This window comes from Streptosporangium sp. NPDC050855, from assembly GCF_044456585.1.
GTDB classification, from domain to species: domain Bacteria; phylum Actinomycetota; class Actinomycetes; order Streptosporangiales; family Streptosporangiaceae; genus Streptosporangium; species Streptosporangium longisporum.
The window spans coordinates 379,797-395,108 of sequence record NZ_JBITFY010000004.1; the positions used below are offsets into that span (position 1 = coordinate 379,797).

Here is a 15,312-nt window from a genome sequence, read left to right on the forward strand (position 1 = left end):
CCGGTGTCACCGGCGTTTCCGGGCTCCGGTGGACGCGGCGGGAATCGTGCCCCTCCAACGGGCGCGGTGAACATCCGGTTCCCGGCGGGATGGCGGCGATCACGATATATCTCGGTCGGAACCACCGGGACGGGTCCATACGTTGAACCGGCGACGCACAATGAACTACAGACGGGGCGCCCGCCCCGCGTTCGGAGGATGTTGAGGATGTCGCCCGTCCAGAAGTACGCGATCGGCGCCGGAGCAGTGGTGTTCCTGTCGTGGCTGTTCCTGCCGAGTTTCGTGACGATGCTGATCCTCCTGGGCGTCGTCGCCGCCCCGGTCGTCGGCTACCTGATGCTCGACCCGTCCCAGCGCGCGCGGCTCAAGCGCTCCCGCCGCCGCGGTCTCGGCCGCTGAGGCGGCGCCGGAGGCATGCCCGGCCGGGCGTCGGCCCTGCCGGGGCCGGCGCCCGCCCTCGCCACCCGATCCCCACGGCCTGAACGGCCCGGCCCTCTCCGGGCCGGGGTCTTCCGGGCCGGGGTCTTCCGGGCCGGAGCCCTATCCGGCCGGGGCTCTACCGGGCCGCGTCCCGGCGGGCCGGGGCCGGTCAGGCGGCGGGGGTGGCGAGCTCCGCCTCCACCCGGCGGGTGACCTTGCGCTCGAACACGAACGACAGCAGCGGCACGGTGCCCGCGAGCATCACGCCGAGGATGTAGGGCCAGGTCCACCGGGCCTTCATGCCCAGGTTCATCGTGGCCACGAGATAGAGCATGTAGAGGAAGCCGTGGATCGGAGAGACGATCTTCGAGGGCTCCTCGATGCCGAAGCCGTACCTGAGCACGATGCAGGTGACCAGGACGAGCAACATCACGCCGACGATGTACGCCAGGACACGGAAGGGCTTGAGAGCGGATTCCACGGTCGGTTACCTCGGTCTTGAAGTTCGCGGTTCACGGGGTGGTGCGGGAACGGGGGTGGTGCGAGAACGGGGGCGGTGCGAGAACGGGGGCGGTGCGGGAACGGGACGGTGCGGGCGGGGGTCACGACGTCGTCCGGTCCCGATGCTTCCGGTTCACGGCGCGGCACGGGTCCGCGGCGCGGTCTCCGCGGGCGTGCCGGTGGCGTCCGTCGTCGCGGTCGTGGCGCCCGTCGGGGCCGTCGCGTCCCTCGGGGGCACGGCACCCGCCGGGACCGTCGCGCCGGTCCCCTCCGTCCGGCCGCGGAGCGCGTCGCGCACGAAGTGCCACCACATGAAGACCGCGAACAGCCCGAAGATCCACCACTGGGCGGCGTAGGCGAGGTTGCGCCAGGTCAGCCCGCCGGGCTCGGTCGGCGGGGAGATGCTCACCGGCTGAAGGGCGACCGCGGGGGCGGGCGACTGGGAGGCGGCCACCACGAACCCGCTGCGCAGCTTCGCCCCCCGCCACAGGTTGATCAGTTCGGCCGACGAGACGGTCATCACCTGTCCCGGCGGCAGTTGCCGGGGCCGGCGCTGCACGCTCTCGGTGTCCTCCGACGGCTGCAGCCTCCCGCTGACGGTCACCCTGCCCTCGGGCACCGCGGTCGCCGGGTCCTGGGCCGTGGCCACCCTGCCGCGCACGATCGGAACGGTCGTGCCGTCGCCGAGGTCGAGCGCGGTGAGCACCCACAGGCCGCCTTCGCGTCCGGCCACCAGGAGCTGCCTGGAGGGGTCGAAGGTGCCCTCCGCGGTCACCCGGCGGCCGATCATGTCGGCCGTCATGTGCCGTCCGGGCGTGGTGAGCGAGGCGACCGCCACCGGGGCGGGGTCGAGCGTCGACCGGGGCCTGCCGGAGTCCTCGAAGACACCGAGCTGCCACCTGCCCAGCAGCCCGCACGTGACGAGCGCTCCGATCGCGAGCAGGTGAAGCGCCACCACTCGGGCGGAGAACAGGATCCGGAGCATGACACCACGCTATCCGTCCCGGTCGGCGGTCCCGTCCCCAGCACCCACCCCGATCCGGTACCGGTACGCTCCGCCTCCGGCCTGGGCTCCCCGACATCCGGCACTCGATGCGGGCTTTCACGAAAGTGCCACAAATCAGTGTTGGGGAGGCGTCCCGTGTCGCTAAAGTCATCCCCATGTCAGATCCTCAGCAGATTGACCCCGCGGGCAACACCCAGGCGTTCCGCGCGTTCGCCCAGCGCAAGGACCCGGAGGCCGCCCCCGAGAAGCGGTCTCTCACCCTGCCGATCACGGCGGCCGTGGTGGTCGCGGTGCTGGTCGTCGTCGCCGTGGTCGCGTACCTGATGCTCTGATCCTCCGGCGACCTCCCGAGGACCGCGAGGGCCCCTCCACGCCCCCCAGGGGGCTTCCGAGGGCTCCCGGCCGCTCCGCGGGGGACGTTCGCGAGGACGTTCAGGGGCCCGCGGGCCCCTTCGGCGCCGATGGCCTCCGCCCTCGGCGCTTTTCGCGTTCCCCGGGCCTCGCGCCTCCGGGACCCCGCGTTCTCCGGACCTCGCGTTCCCTGCTTCCCGGACCCAGCGTTCACCAGACCCCGCGTTTCCCGGGTTCTCGGCTTCCCGGGCCGCGCGTTTCCGGGACCTCGCGTTTCCCGGCTCCCCGGACCTCGCGTTCCCCGGCCCCGTGCTCCCCGGACCCCGCGTCCCTCGAAGAAGCCCGTACCCTCGCGAATCCCCGCGTCCTCCCCGGTCGCGTCCCATACCGACCGGTCGGTGTGACGCGGCTCACCCTCGCCCCGCTATGGACGGCGGCACGGCCCGCTCATTACATTGGATCTTGAATCCAATAGCACGAGGCACGGAACGCTCCCATCGCCGCGACCGGACCAGGAGCACGCCGGAGAGGTCGTCACCGGAAACGGCCAGCGAGGAGACCGTATGAACGCGCGTCCCGGGATCACGATCATCGGTTCCGGTTTCGCCGGGCTGGGCATGGCGATCAAGCTCAAGGAGGCCGGGTACCACGACTTCGTCATCCTGGAGAAGGCCGCCGAGCTCGGCGGGACCTGGCGGGACAACACCTACCCCGGCTGCGCCTGCGACGTCCCCTCGCACATGTACTCCTTCTCCTACGAGCTCAACCCCGGCTGGTCGCGGATGTTCTCCCCGCAGGCCGAGATCCAGGACTACCTGCGGGCCTGCGCCGACAGGTACGGCCTGGGACCGCACCTGCGGTTCGGCCGCGAGGTCGTCGGGCTGGAGTACGACGACGCGGCGCGTGACTGGCGGGTGAGCCTCTCCGGCGGCGAGAGCCTCACCACCAACGCCGTGGTCTCGGCGACGGGCGCGCTGCACGTGCCGTCGCTGCCCGCGATCCCCGGCCGCGAGACCTTCTCCGGCCCGTCCTTCCACTCGGCCCGCTGGGACCACTCGGTGGACCTGACCGGCAGGCGGGTCGCCGTCATCGGCACCGGGGCCTCGGCGGTCCAGTTCGTCCCCGAGATCGCCCCGCGCGTCTCCCGCCTGCACCTCTTCCAGCGCACGCCGCCCTGGATCCAGCCCAAGCCGGACTTCCCCTTCTCCCCGCGGGCGAAGCGGTTCCTCGCCCTGCCCGGCGCGGCCCGCGCGCTGCGCGCCTCGATCTACTGGGCGCTGGAGACCCGGGCGCTGGGCTTCGCCGTGGACCCGCGCCTGATGAGGGTCCACGAGACCTCGGCCCGGCGGCACCTGGCCGCCCAGGTGCCCGACCCGGAGCTGCGCGCCCGGCTGACCCCGGACTACACGATCGGCTGCAAGCGCATCCTGATCTCCAACGACTACTATCCGGCGCTGACGAGGGAGAACGTCGAGGTGTTCACCGACGGGGTGCGGGAGATCCGGGAGAACTCGATCGTCGACGCCACCGGCCGGGAGACCGAGGTCGACGTGATCGTGTACGGCACCGGTTTCAAGGTCACCGACGCCCTGGGCGGGCAGCGGATCGTCGGCAGGAACGGCAGGAAGATCCAGGACGCCTGGCAGGACGGCGTGGAGGCGTACCACGGCATCACCACGACGGGTTTCCCCAACCTGTTCTTCCTGCTCGGCCCCAACACCGGCCTGGGCCACAACTCGGTCGTCTTCATGATCGAGGCCCAGGTCCGGTACGTCCTGGACTGCCTGCGCCTGCTGTCGAGGACGAAGGCCAGGGCGCTGGACGTCCGGCCCGAGGCGCAGCGCGCCTACAACGACCGCCTGCGCGCGCGCCTGGACCGGCTGGTCTGGAGCGAGGGCGGCTGCCGCAGCTGGTACCTCGACGAGCACGGCGTCAACAGGACCCTCTGGCCGGGCTTCACCTTCGAGTACTGGGCGCGCACCCGGAGGCCGAGGCCCGCGGCCTTCGACCTCGTCCCCTGACCCGCGGCGCGCGTCCCCGGTCCCGGCGGCGTGCACGGGCTCCCGGGCCGGGGTGTCCCGGCCCGGGAGCCTGCACGGCCGCGGTTACCTGCGCTCGCTGACCACCAGGGCGCTGCCGCCGCCGCGCCGGGTCGGCTCGGCGACCGCCTGGAGCCTGCCGCGCGACAGGAACTCGACCGCCGTGGCCGCGCCGATCTCGGGGTTCAGCACCAGGCTGTGCCCCCGCCCGGTCAGCTCGGCGCCGTAGCGGTCGAGGTAGGCCTGCTCGGCCTGGGTCTGCGCGGTGTTGCGCTGCGTGGCACGCGGGGCGGCCAGCGCCTCGGGCAGCGACATGCCCAGGTCCCAGCGGTTGACCAGGATCTGCAGCACGGTGGTGATGATCGTGGAACCGCCGGGCGAGCCCAGCGCGAGCAGCGGCTTCCCGTCGGACAGCACGATGGTCGGCGCCATCGAGGAACGGGGCCGCTTGCCCGGTCCGGGCAGGTTCGGGTCACCCGGGGCCGGGCCGAAGGTGAAGTCGGTCATCTCGTTGTTGAGCAGGAAGCCCCGGCCGGGGACGACGATGCCGTTGCCGCCGGTCGACTCGATGGTGATGTTGTAGGCGACCACGTTGCCCCAGCGGTCGGTGACCACCAGGTGGGTGGTCTCGGGACCCTCGGGAGCGGCCTCGGTCGTCCGGGCCGACGGCGTGGCCGGGCACGGCCCGTACGTCCCGTCGGGGGTGCCCGGGGCGGCCGGGTGCGGCATCGCCCGCTCGCCGATCAGGCAGGCGCGCTCCTTGGCGAACCCGTCGGAGAGCAGTTCCCTGACCGGGACGCCCGGGATGTCGCCCACGTACTTCCCGCGGTCGGCGAAGGCGAGCCGGGAGGCCTCCAGGTACTCGTGCTGGCCGACCTCGGGCAGCGCCTCCAGGATGTTCAGCGCCTCCCCGACCGTCGTGCCCCCCGAGGACGGCGGCTCCATGCCGTACACGTCCATGCCCTTGTACGTCATCTTCGTGGGCGGCCGCTCCAGCGCGCGGTAGGCCCTCAGGTCGGACGTCTCCATCAGCCCGGGGCGCACGTTGCGGGTGGAGCCCGGTGTGACCGGCGGCTTCTTGACGGTGGCCACGATCTCGGCGCCGAGGGGGCCGCGGTAGAGCCAGTCGCCCCCGCGCCTGCCGAGCGTGCGGTAGGTCTCGGCCAGCTCGGGGTTGCGGAAGGTGGAGCCGACCGCCGGCGGGGCGCCCCCGGGCAGGTAGAGCCTGGCGGTGGAGGTGAAGTCCTTGAACCGGGCCGCGTTGGCCGCGGTCTGGTCGTGGAAGGTCTTGTCGACCGTGAACCCCTTGGAGGCGACCTCGATCGCGGGCCGCAGGGCCTGGCGCAGCGAGAGCGTGCCGAACCTGCGCAGCGCCAGCTCCCACTGGGCCACGCTGCCGGGGACCCCGGCCGACAGGCCGCTGGTGACGGCCTCCTCGAACGGGATGCCCTCCAGGGACGTGGAGGTCATCGCCTTCGGCGCGGTCTCCCGGCCGTCGATCGTGTGGACCTTCTTGCGGCGCGCGTCGTAGTAGACGATGAACCCGCCCCCGGCCAGCCCGGCCGAGTAGGGCTCGGTCACGCCCAGCGTGGCCGCGGCGGCGACCGCGGCGTCGACGGCGTTGCCGCCCCGGCGCAGCACCTCCAGCGCGGCCTTGCTCGCGTCGAGGTCGACGGTCGAGACCGCGCCCCCGTACCCCTCGGCGACGGGCTTCTTCTCCGCGCGGGGTGGTTGCGGCGGCGTCTGCGACGCCGGTGCGAGCGTTCCCGGGGGCGCCTGGGGTGGCGCCGAGAGCGCCTGCGAGGACGCCGCCGCGGGGTTGACGAGCAGGACGGAACTTCCCGCGAGGATCCCCGCCAGGGGGACGGCGACACGACGATTGATCATTGATGACCTCCCGCAGACAGCTTGGCCCAGTCTCCGAGCCTTGTCAGCCCCCTTCCCTACCCCGGACGAAGTACCACCTTCTGCCCCACCGGGTGGACGCGGCCGCGGGGGAACGTCCGTACAGTGCTGAGCGTGCACGCCAAACCCCGTCCGGCGGACCTGCTGCTGCCCCTCGTCGCGGGGTTCTTCCAGGGCGTGGGCACGCTCGCCGCGCAGCGCTGGCAGATCCACGACCCGGGGCTGCTCCGCACCCCGCTCGACCCGCTGGGCTGCGCGCTGCTGCTGACCGGCCCCCTCGCCCTCGTGGTACGCCATCGTCACCCGGTGTTCGGCATGCTCGTCGCGGTGGACTCGACCGCGCTCTTCATGGCCCTGGGCTACTCCTACGGCCCGGTCTTCCTCAGCCCGGTGATCGCCTTCCACCACGCCGTGGCCGCCGGTCACCGGCGGGTGGCCTGGTCGGTCTGGGCCGCGGCCTACGGCTTCGTCGTGGTCTACACGGTCTGGTTCGCCCCGGTCCCCACCCGCGACTGGTTCCACCTCCTCACGGTGGCCGCGCTGATGGGCCTGGTGCTGGTGGTCGCGGAGTTCTCCCGGACCCGCAGGGAGCGGCGGGCCGAGCGCGCCAGGACCGAGGAGGAGGAGTCGCGGCGGCAGGCCAGCGAGGAGCGGCTGACCATGGCCCAGGAGCTGCACGACGTGCTCGCGCACAACATCTCCCTCATCCACGTGCAGGCCTCCACCGCCCTGCACCTCATCGACGAGCATCCCGAACAGGCCCGGACCGCGCTCACCACGATCAAGCAGGCGTCCAAGGACGTGCTGACCGAGATGCGCTCGGTGCTCAGCGTGCTCCGCGACGACGCCCCGCGCTCCCCCACCGCCGGGCTCGGCCTGCTCGACGACCTCGTCGGCCGCACCGGGCTGCCGGTGGAGCGGGAGGTCACCGGCGAGGTCAGGCCGCTGCCCGCCGAGGTCGACCGGGCCGGGTACCGCATCGCGCAGGAGGCCCTGACCAACGTCGCCCGGCACGCCCCGGGGGCGTCGGTCAGGCTCGTGCTCGACTACGGGCCGCGCACGCTGACCGTCCGGGTGACCGACTCGGGCACCGAGGGCGGCGAGGCCCACGCGGAGGGCCTGGGGGGCGGGAACGGCATCCCGGGCATGCGGGAGCGGGCCTCCGCCCTCGGGGGGACGCTGACCGCCACCCGCCACGGCCGGGGCTTCCGCGTCGAGGCCCGGCTCCCGATCCCGGAAGCGTCCCGGCCGCTCCCGGAGGCACCACGACCGATCCCGGAGGCACCCCGATGATCAAGATCGTTCTCGCCGACGACCAGGCGCTCGTCAGGGCCGGGTTCCGCGCCCTGCTCGACGCCCAGCCCGGCATGACCGTGGTGGGCGAGGCCGGGGACGGTGCCCAGGCCCTGCGGCTGGCCGCCGAGCAGCGGCCCGACGTGATCCTGATGGACATCCGGATGCCCGGCATGGACGGGCTGACCGCCACCCGCGAGATGCCCCCCGGCCCGAAGATCATCATCCTGACCACCTTCGAGCTGGACGAGTACGTCTTCGAGGCCCTGCGCAACGGCGCCAGCGGCTTCCTGGTCAAGGACACCGAACCGGCCGAGCTCATCCAGGCCGTGCGGGTGGTGGCCGCGGGCGACGCCCTGCTCTCCCCGGGCGTGACCCGGCGCCTGATCGCCGAGTACGCCAGCCGCGCCAAGGAGCCCCGGCGCACCCGCGAGCTCGGCCCGCTCACCGAGCGGGAGCGCGAGGTCCTCGCCCTGGTCGGCACCGGCATGACCAACGACGAGATCGCCGGCGCGCTGTTCATGAGCCCCGCCACCGCCAAGACCCATGTGAGCCGGGCCATGATGAAGCTCCACGCCCGCGACCGCGCCCAGCTCGTCGTCATCGCCTACGAGTCCGGCCTGGTCCGCCCCGGCTGGGCCTGACGCTCCCCCCGGCCGCGCCCGGTGGGCCGCGTCGTACACCGCCCGCGGTAGGGCGGGACGGGACCGCGGGGCGATTCGCGGCGAGGCCCCCGGCGGGAGGCTTGACGTGTCGAAGGAGGTGAGGACATGGACGTCCTCTCGATGGTCCCGTCAATGGTCCCGCACGGTGGGCCCGGACCGTGGTGGCCGGTGTTCCCGGCCTTCTGGATCGTGTTCTGGATCGTGGTGGCGACGCTGGCGTTCCGGGCCCGCCGTGCGGGCCGGGGGCCGTGGGCCGCGCGCCGCACGCCCCCGGCGGCTCCCCCGCAGAGCCCGACCGCGGCGGCCGAGCAGATCGTCGCCGAGCGGTACGCCCGCGGCGAGATGAGCGGCGACGAGTACCTGGAGCGCGTGTCGGTGCTCCGCAGCGGCGCCTGACCGAGATCCCGGGCGGCCGGCCATCCGGGCGGCCGTCCGTCCGTCCGCTCGGCCCGTCCGCTCGGCCCGTCCGCTCGTCCAGGAGCGGTCGGGCGCTCCTCCGGGAGCGGACGGACGGCCGCGGGTCCGGAATCGGGAACGGCGCGGGCCCGATGTGCATGATTACCTTCCGTCACCGATCGGTTACGTGTCACCCTGTGATCTGTCGGCCGCGTGCCGTCAGCGAGGAGGGTGACATGGAATGGGGGCCCGACGACCCGGAGACGACCGCGGGGCTGGTGCCCACTCCCCGCATGCCCGCGCACGAGAACGACGCCGACGGCGAGACCGGGCTGCTGCTGGCCGCGCACGGCGGTGACGTGCAGGCCGCCCACCTGCTCGGCCGTCACTTCGCGCAGCGGGGCGACCGGTCGGCGGCCCGGCACTGGTGGGAGCGCGCCGCCGCCGCGGGCAACCTCGACAGCGCCTACAACCTGGGCGTCTGGCACGAGAAGCACGGCAGCCCCGGGGACGCCGCCAGGTGGTACGAGCTGGCGGCGAAGGCCGGTGACGTCGAGGCCGCGGTGAACCTGGCCACGCTCCTGCTCGACCAGCACGGTGACGTCCCGGCCGCCCGCCGCTGGTTCGAGACCGCGGCCAGGGCGGGCTCGCGGGGGGCCGCCCGGCGGCTCGCGCTGCTCTGCGAGGACTGCGGGGAGGCCGAGGCCGCCGGGGAGTGGCACCGCAGGGCGGCGATGGACGGAGACCTCGCCTCCGCCCACGACCTGGGGTTCCTCGCCTACGCGTCCGGGGAGGAGGACGAGACGCTGCGCTGGTGGGAGCTGGCCGCCCGAGGCGGCCACGCCGACGCGGCCTACCATCTGGGGCTGTTCCTGCAGGCCAACCGGGATCCGGAGGGGGCGGAGGCGTTCTTCCGGCTGGCCGCCAGGAACGAGCATCCCGGCGCCGCGTCCCAGCTCGGCGGGATCGCGCTCTCCCTGGGGGACCTGCGCACCGCCCGCGCCTGGTTCGAGCGCGCGGCCTGCACCGGCCGGATCGACGACCAGCGGACGGCCGGGTTCGTGTGCGTGGAGATGAGCGACGCGCAGGGGGCCAGCCACTGGTTCAGCCGGGCCGCGGCGGGTGGCGATCCCGAGGCGGCCTTCAATTTCGGTCTGCTCCTCATCGCCGAGCACAGCGATCTCCAGGGCGGGCAGCACTGGTTCCGCCAGGCGGCACAGGCCGGTCACCACCGGGCCGCGGTGGAGCTGGCCGCGCTGCTGTCGGCCGCGGGTTTCGCCCGCGAGGCCGAGCGCTGGCTGCGCGATCCGCCGTCCCCGCTGTGGGACCGGGCCACCGAGCCCGAGCTGGTCGCCCGGGCCGAGCTGGCCGCGGCCGCCGTCGCCCGCCGGGGCGGCACCCCGCTGAGGGTCTCCGACCTGACCGAGGTGCTCGGCACCTGGGACCTCGTCACCCGGCCGCTGCGCGACCACACCGACGTCACGACCTGGCTGACCGAGCGGAGCGGGCTGCCACGGGGCGCCGTCGAGCACCTGGCGTCCGTACGGGCCACGCTGCTGCGTCCCGGCGGGGCGCCCTGGCCGACCCCGGTGGAGATCGAGCACGTCCTGGTCACCGCCCGCGCGCTGCGCACGGCCCTGCCCGCGTGACCGTGCCGTGGGGCCGATCACGCGGGTGGGAGCAGGTCACGCGGGCGGGCACGGGACGACCTGCGCCGTACGGCAGCGGGTCGTACGGCCCGGCGGGGACGTCAGGCGGCGAGGGCCTCGGAGACCGGCACGTGCGGCAGGCCGAGGGAGAGGCCGACCTGCTCGTTGGTGAGCCGCCCGGCGTGGGTGTTGAGGCCCGGGGCGAGGGAGGCGTCCCGCTGGAGCGCGGACCTCCAGCCGAGGTCGGCCAGCTTGACCGCGTAGGGCAGCGTGGCGTTGGTCAGCGCGTAGGTGGAGGTGTGGGCCACCGATCCGGGCATGTTGGCCACGCAGTAGAAGATCGAGTCGTGCACCCGGTAGGTCGGCTCGGCGTGCGTGGTCGGCCGGGAGTCCTCGAAGCAGCCGCCCTGGTCGATCGCGATGTCGACGAGCACCGAGCCCTTCTTCATCCGGGAGACCAGCTCGTTGGAGACCAGCGTCGGGGCCTTGGCGCCGGGGATCAGCACCGCGCCGATGACCAGGTCGGCCTCCAGGACCTCCCTCTCGATCGCGTACGAGGTCGAGACGAGGGTCTTCATCCGGCCCTGGTAGATCGCGTCGATGAAGCGCAGGCGGTCCACGTTGAGGTCCAGGACGGTGACGTCCGCGCCCATGCCCACCGCGATCTGGGCGGCGTTGAGCCCGGACACGCCGGCCCCGATGACGACCACCTTGGCGGGGGCCACCCCGGGCACGCCGCCGGGCAGCACCCCGCGCCCGCCGTTGAAGCGCATCAGGTTGTACGCGCCGACCTGCGGGGCCAGCCGGCCCGCGACCTCCGACATCGGCGCGAGCAGCGGCAGGGTGTTGCCGACCTGGACGGTCTCGTACGCGATGGCGGTGACCTGCCGCTCCAGCAGGGCGGCGGTGCACTCGCGACCGGCGGCGAGGTGCAGGTAGGTGAAGAGCACCTGGCCGGGGCGCATGCGGTGGTACTCCTCCGCGATGGGCTCCTTCACCTTGAGGATCATCTCGGCCTGACCCCACACCTCGTCGGCGGAGTCGAGGATCTTGGCCCCGGCGCCGAGGTACTCCTCGTCGGACAGGTGCGAGCCGAGGCCCGCGTCACGCTGGACGTAGACCTCGTGACCGTGGCGGACGAGCTCGTGCACCCCTGCCGGGGTGGCCGCGACGCGGTATTCGTGGTTCTTGACCTCGCTGGGGACGCCGATCTTCATTGATCTTCCCTTTCCTGTCATCGGTACGGTGGGACTCCCGGGGCGTCGGGCGGTGACCCGCCGGCCCCGGCCGGGGGCACCGGCCCCGCGTTCACAGACGGCTCCACGCCTCCGTCAGCACCGAGCGGAGGATGGACTCGATCTCGTCGAACTCCGCCGGGCCGCAGATGAGCGGCGGCGCGAGCTGGACGACCGGGTCGCCGCGGTCGTCGGCGCGGCAGTACAGCCCCGCCTCGTAGAGGGCGCCGGACAGGAAGCCCCGGATGAGGCGCTCGGACTCCTCGGCGGTGAAGGTCTCCCTGGTGGCCTTGTCCTTGACCAGCTCCACGCCCCAGAAGTAACCCGAGCCGCGCACGTCGCCGACGATCGGCAGGTCGAGCAGGCGCTCCAGGGTGGAACGGAAGACCGGCTCGTTGCGGGTGACGTGGCCGAGCAGGTCCTCGCGCTCGAACAGGTCGAGGTTGGCCAGCGCGACGGCCGAGGAGACCGGGTGCCCGCCGAAGGTGTAGCCGTGGGCGAACATCTCGCTGCCGCTCTTGAACGGCTCGAACAGCCGGTCCGAGACGATCATGGCGCCGATCGGCGAGTAGCCGCTGGTCATGCCCTTGGCGCAGGTGATGATGTCGGGGACGTAGTCGAACTTCTGCCCGCCGAACATGGTGCCGAGCCGGCCGAAGGCGCAGATGACCTCGTCCGAGACGAGCAGCACGTCGTACTCGTCGCAGATCTCCCTCAGCCGCTTGAAGTAGCCGGGCGGCGGCGGGAAGCAGCCGCCGGCGTTCTGCACCGGCTCGACGAAGACGGCGGCCACGGTGTCGGGGCCCTCCATCTCGATGGCGCGGGCGACGCGCTCGGCGGCCCAGAAGCCGTACTGCTCGGGCGTCATGCCGGGCACGCCGGTGATCTCGTCGGCCCGGTAGTGGTTGGTGTTGGGCACCCGGACCGACCCCGGGACCAGCGGCTCGAACATCTGCTTGAAGGCCGGGATGCCGGTGATCGACAGGGCGCCCTGCGGGGTGCCGTGGTAGGCCACCTGGCGGCTGATGACCTTGTGCTTGAGCGGCCTGCCGGTCAGCTTGAAGTACTGCTTGGCGAGCTTCCAGGCACTCTCGACGGCCTCGCCGCCGCCGGTGGTGAAGAAGACCCGGTTGAGGTCGCCGGGGGTCTCCGCGGCCAGGCGCTGCGCCAGCTCGACGGCCTTGGGGTGGGCGTAGGACCACAGCGGGAAGAACGCCAGCTCCTGGGCCTGCTTGGCGGCGGCCTCGGCCAGCTCGCTGCGGCCGTGCCCGGCCTGGACCACGAAGAGGCCGGCGAGCCCGTCGAGGTAGCGCTTGCCGCGCACGTCGTAGATGGAGGAGCCCTCACCCCGGACGATCATCGGCACCTCGGCGCCCTCGTACGCGCCGTGCCGGGTGAAGTGCATCCACAGGTTGTCCTGTGCGGCCTTCATGAGCGAGGCCACGTCGGTGTTCTCAGGGTGCGTCATGGCGATCTTTCCTCGTTGAGCCGGGCTCCCCACAGTCTGCACTCCAGAAAGGTTCTTGCCAAGTGAAAGCGTGGCATTGGAGTGCAAGAACCCCGGAATCCGCAAAACCGTCATGTAACAACGACGAAATCCGCGATGGTGCGGCGGGGCACGCCGGATCCGTCCGACCCCGGTTCCACCGTGCGGAACCAAGGTGTGCTGGAATCGTGCGCGGACACGGCCGTCCCGGCCGTTGTGGTGCAATGGGACGCACCAGATATAGAGATTCGAGGGAACGTCGTGACTCCTGACGAGATCGAGAACGCCGTCACCGCCGGCATGCCTCAGGCGATCGCGGACCTCAAGCGGCTCGTCGCCATCCCTTCGGTCGCCTTCCCCGGTCACCCGGAGGAGCCGGTCCACGCGGCCGCCGCGCTGACCGAGGAGCTGCTGCGCAGCACCGGCCTGCCGCACGTCCGGCAGATCCCCGTCGAGGGCAGCTTCCCGGCCGTCTACGCCGAGGCCCCGGCCCCGCCCGGCGCGCCGACCGTGCTGCTGTACGCGCACTACGACGTGCAGCCCGCCGGCGACCCCGCTCTGTGGCGCACCTCGCCCTTCGAGCCGACCGAGATCGACGGCGCGATCTACGGCCGCGGCGCGGCCGACGACAAGTCCGGGGTCCTCTCGCACGTCGCGGCGCTCCGCGCCTTCCAGGGCCGCTTCCCGGTCGGCGTCAGGGTCGTCGTCGAGGGCCAGGAGGAGTACGCGGGCGAGCGGCTGGAGTCCTTCGTCGAGCAGAACCCCGAGCTGTTCCGCGCCGACGCGATCGTGGTCGCCGACACCGGCAACCCCAGGGTGGGCGACCCGTCGGTGACGACCTCGCTGCGCGGCATGGGCGCCTTCACGATCGAGGTGCACACCCTGCGGGAGTCGCTGCACAGCGGCTCGTTCGGCGGCGCCGCCCCGGACGCCCTGGCCGCGCTGATCCGGATGCTGGCCGCCCTGCACGACGACCACGGCGACATCCGGGTGCCGGGCCTGCCGCGCGGCAGCTTCCTCGGCGCCGGCCCGTCGGAGGAGGAGTTCCGGGCCACCGCGGGCGTGCTGGACGGCGTCTCCCTGGTCGGCTCGGGATCGCTGGCCGACCGGCTGTGGGCCTCGTACGCCATCACGGTCACTGGCCTGGACGTGCCGTCGGTCTCCGGCGCCATCAACGCGGTCCAGGCCGTCGCCAGGGCCAGGGTGACCGTGCGGGTGCCCCCCGCGGGCGACCCCAAGACGACCGTCGAGGCCGTGGTCGACTTCCTGCGGCAGGTCGCCCCCTGGGGCGTCCAGGTCGAGGTCGGCGAGTACAACATGGGCTCGGGCTACCTCGCCGACACCGGTGGCGCCGCCCGCTCCGCGCTGAACCGGGCGATGGAACGTGCCTTCGGCCGTCCCCCGCGCGACATCGGCGCCGGCGGCTCGATCCCGCTCGTCTCCACCCTCGTCCGGCAGTTCCCGGCCGCCACGGTCCTGCTCTTCGGCGCCGAGGACGACGACGCGGCGATCCACGCCCCGAACGAGCGGGTCGACATCGAGGAGTTCCGCCGCACCGCCACCGCCGAGGCGCTCTTCCTGCACGAGTACGGCTCCGCGACCGCCTGACGGCCGTCCGGCCCCGTCCGCCGGGGGCGTCGCTTCGAGCGCGCCCCCGGTGGAACCACCCTTCGGTGGACGGCCCTTCGCGGGGGGCCTCTCGACGGCTCCTCAGAGAGGACGGGCGGCCCCACGCGGGGACTGGGTGGCCCCCCGGCGGAGGGACAGGTCTCTCAGCGGACGGGCAGGTCGTAGGTCCGGCGGACGCTGGTGGGGGCGGCGCTCAGGTCGGCGCCGTAGATGTGCAGCGAGATCGCGGTCTCGTCGCCCGTGTTGTGCACCCGGTGGATGTCCCCGGGAGGGGCGAAGCCGCTGACCTCCCCGGTCAGGTTGGCCGTGCGGCCGATCTCGGTCAGGTGGTCACCGTGGTCGCGGTAGAGGGTCTCGTACTCGACCCCCTGCAGGACCCCGAACACGCACCAGGCGATGTGGTCGTGGATCACCGTCTTCTGGCCGGGCCGCCAGACCACGGCCACGACCGAGAAGGTCTCCTCGGTGTGCAGGGTGTGCGCGGCGTAGTGGTCGGGGTCGCCGAGGCGCTCGGTCTCGGTGAGGATCTCCGGGGACGGGAGTCGTTCACGCAGCAGACCGGCCACGGCGAAGGCGGTGGCCCGGGGTCCGGCGGAGGAGGCGGTGAGCTCCCGGACTCCCTCGACCAACTCGGCCAGGCCCGGGCGGGTGAGCGTCAACGTCGTCATGGATCCAGGATGCTCCGGACGACCCATAACGTCTAATGCGCATTTATCCCCTGATTCATCGATAAAGTT

14 protein-coding genes are annotated in these 15,312 nt (G+C 72.8%); 8 read left to right on the plus strand and 6 right to left on the minus strand.

Annotated elements, in window-relative coordinates; genetic code table 11:
* Positions 1-207: 207 nt before the first annotated feature.
* A complete protein-coding gene (locus ACIBCT_RS12425; protein ID WP_344888966.1) occupies positions 208-399 on the plus strand; it encodes a hypothetical protein in 192 nt (63 codons plus the stop codon).
* 190 nt (positions 400-589) lie between these two features.
* On the opposite strand, the gene ACIBCT_RS12430 is transcribed toward ACIBCT_RS12425, so the two are convergent.
* Both ACIBCT_RS12430 and ACIBCT_RS12435 read right to left on the minus strand, forming a co-directional pair.
* Positions 590-901, minus strand: coding sequence for a DUF3817 domain-containing protein (locus tag ACIBCT_RS12430; protein WP_344888969.1), 312 nt, complete (start codon positions 899-901; stop codon positions 590-592).
* Positions 902-1,054: 153 nt separating this feature from the next.
* Positions 1,055-1,906: an SURF1 family protein gene (locus ACIBCT_RS12435; protein ID WP_399187708.1), complete on the minus strand. Its 852-nt coding sequence runs from the start codon at positions 1,904-1,906 to the stop codon at positions 1,055-1,057.
* A gap of 176 nt (positions 1,907-2,082) precedes the next feature.
* Here ACIBCT_RS12435 and ACIBCT_RS12440 point away from each other — a divergent pair, with 176 nt between their 5' ends.
* Positions 2,083-2,259, plus strand: a complete 177-nt coding sequence (locus ACIBCT_RS12440; protein ID WP_399187710.1) for a hypothetical protein — start codon at positions 2,083-2,085, stop codon at positions 2,257-2,259.
* Positions 2,260-2,841: 582 nt separating this feature from the next.
* Entirely contained in the window at positions 2,842-4,299 is a 1,458-nt protein-coding gene (locus ACIBCT_RS12445; protein WP_399187712.1) for a flavin-containing monooxygenase, read from the plus strand.
* 84 nt (positions 4,300-4,383) lie between these two features.
* Here the strand turns inward: ACIBCT_RS12445 and ACIBCT_RS12450 are convergent, their stop codons facing one another.
* A complete protein-coding gene (locus ACIBCT_RS12450) occupies positions 4,384-6,204 on the minus strand; it encodes a gamma-glutamyltransferase family protein (RefSeq protein WP_399187714.1) in 1,821 nt (606 codons plus the stop codon).
* Between the two features lie 132 nt (positions 6,205-6,336).
* Between ACIBCT_RS12450 and ACIBCT_RS12455 the strand changes: the two genes are divergently transcribed.
* The 4 genes from ACIBCT_RS12455 to ACIBCT_RS12470 all read left to right on the plus strand — a co-directional run bounded on the left by ACIBCT_RS12455 (position 6,337) and on the right by ACIBCT_RS12470 (position 10,225).
* Positions 6,337-7,515: a sensor histidine kinase gene (locus tag ACIBCT_RS12455; protein WP_399187715.1), complete on the plus strand. Its 1,179-nt coding sequence runs from the start codon at positions 6,337-6,339 to the stop codon at positions 7,513-7,515.
* Positions 7,512-8,159 carry a response regulator gene (locus ACIBCT_RS12460; protein WP_399187717.1) on the plus strand — a complete coding sequence of 216 codons (648 nt, stop codon included), beginning with the start codon at positions 7,512-7,514 and terminating at the stop codon, positions 8,157-8,159. Before ACIBCT_RS12455 ends, ACIBCT_RS12460 begins: the two co-directional genes overlap by 4 nt.
* A 126-nt stretch (positions 8,160-8,285) precedes the next feature.
* Positions 8,286-8,576 (plus strand): SHOCT domain-containing protein, encoded by a 291-nt coding sequence (locus ACIBCT_RS12465; protein WP_399187719.1) that lies wholly within the window; start codon positions 8,286-8,288, stop codon positions 8,574-8,576.
* Between the two features lie 236 nt (positions 8,577-8,812).
* Positions 8,813-10,225 (plus strand): tetratricopeptide repeat protein, encoded by a 1,413-nt coding sequence (locus ACIBCT_RS12470; protein ID WP_399187721.1) that lies wholly within the window; start codon positions 8,813-8,815, stop codon positions 10,223-10,225.
* A gap of 101 nt (positions 10,226-10,326) precedes the next feature.
* Here ACIBCT_RS12470 and ald read toward each other — a convergent pair whose 3' ends face one another.
* Entirely contained in the window at positions 10,327-11,442 is a 1,116-nt protein-coding gene (gene ald, locus ACIBCT_RS12475) for an alanine dehydrogenase (RefSeq protein ID WP_399187723.1), read from the minus strand.
* Between the two features lie 91 nt (positions 11,443-11,533).
* Positions 11,534-12,928 (minus strand): aspartate aminotransferase family protein, encoded by a 1,395-nt coding sequence (locus ACIBCT_RS12480; protein WP_399187724.1) that lies wholly within the window; start codon positions 12,926-12,928, stop codon positions 11,534-11,536.
* Positions 12,929-13,207: 279 nt separating this feature from the next.
* Here ACIBCT_RS12480 and ACIBCT_RS12485 point away from each other — a divergent pair, with 279 nt between their 5' ends.
* The gene (locus tag ACIBCT_RS12485) at positions 13,208-14,554 is read left to right on the plus strand and encodes a M20/M25/M40 family metallo-hydrolase (RefSeq protein ID WP_399187726.1); all 1,347 of its coding nucleotides are present in this window, start codon (positions 13,208-13,210) and stop codon (positions 14,552-14,554) included.
* Between the two features lie 164 nt (positions 14,555-14,718).
* Here ACIBCT_RS12485 and ACIBCT_RS12490 read toward each other — a convergent pair whose 3' ends face one another.
* On the minus strand, positions 14,719-15,243 hold the full coding sequence (locus ACIBCT_RS12490; RefSeq protein WP_399187728.1) for a cysteine dioxygenase: 525 nt from the start codon (positions 15,241-15,243) through the stop codon (positions 14,719-14,721).
* Positions 15,244-15,312: the final 69 nt, after the last annotated feature.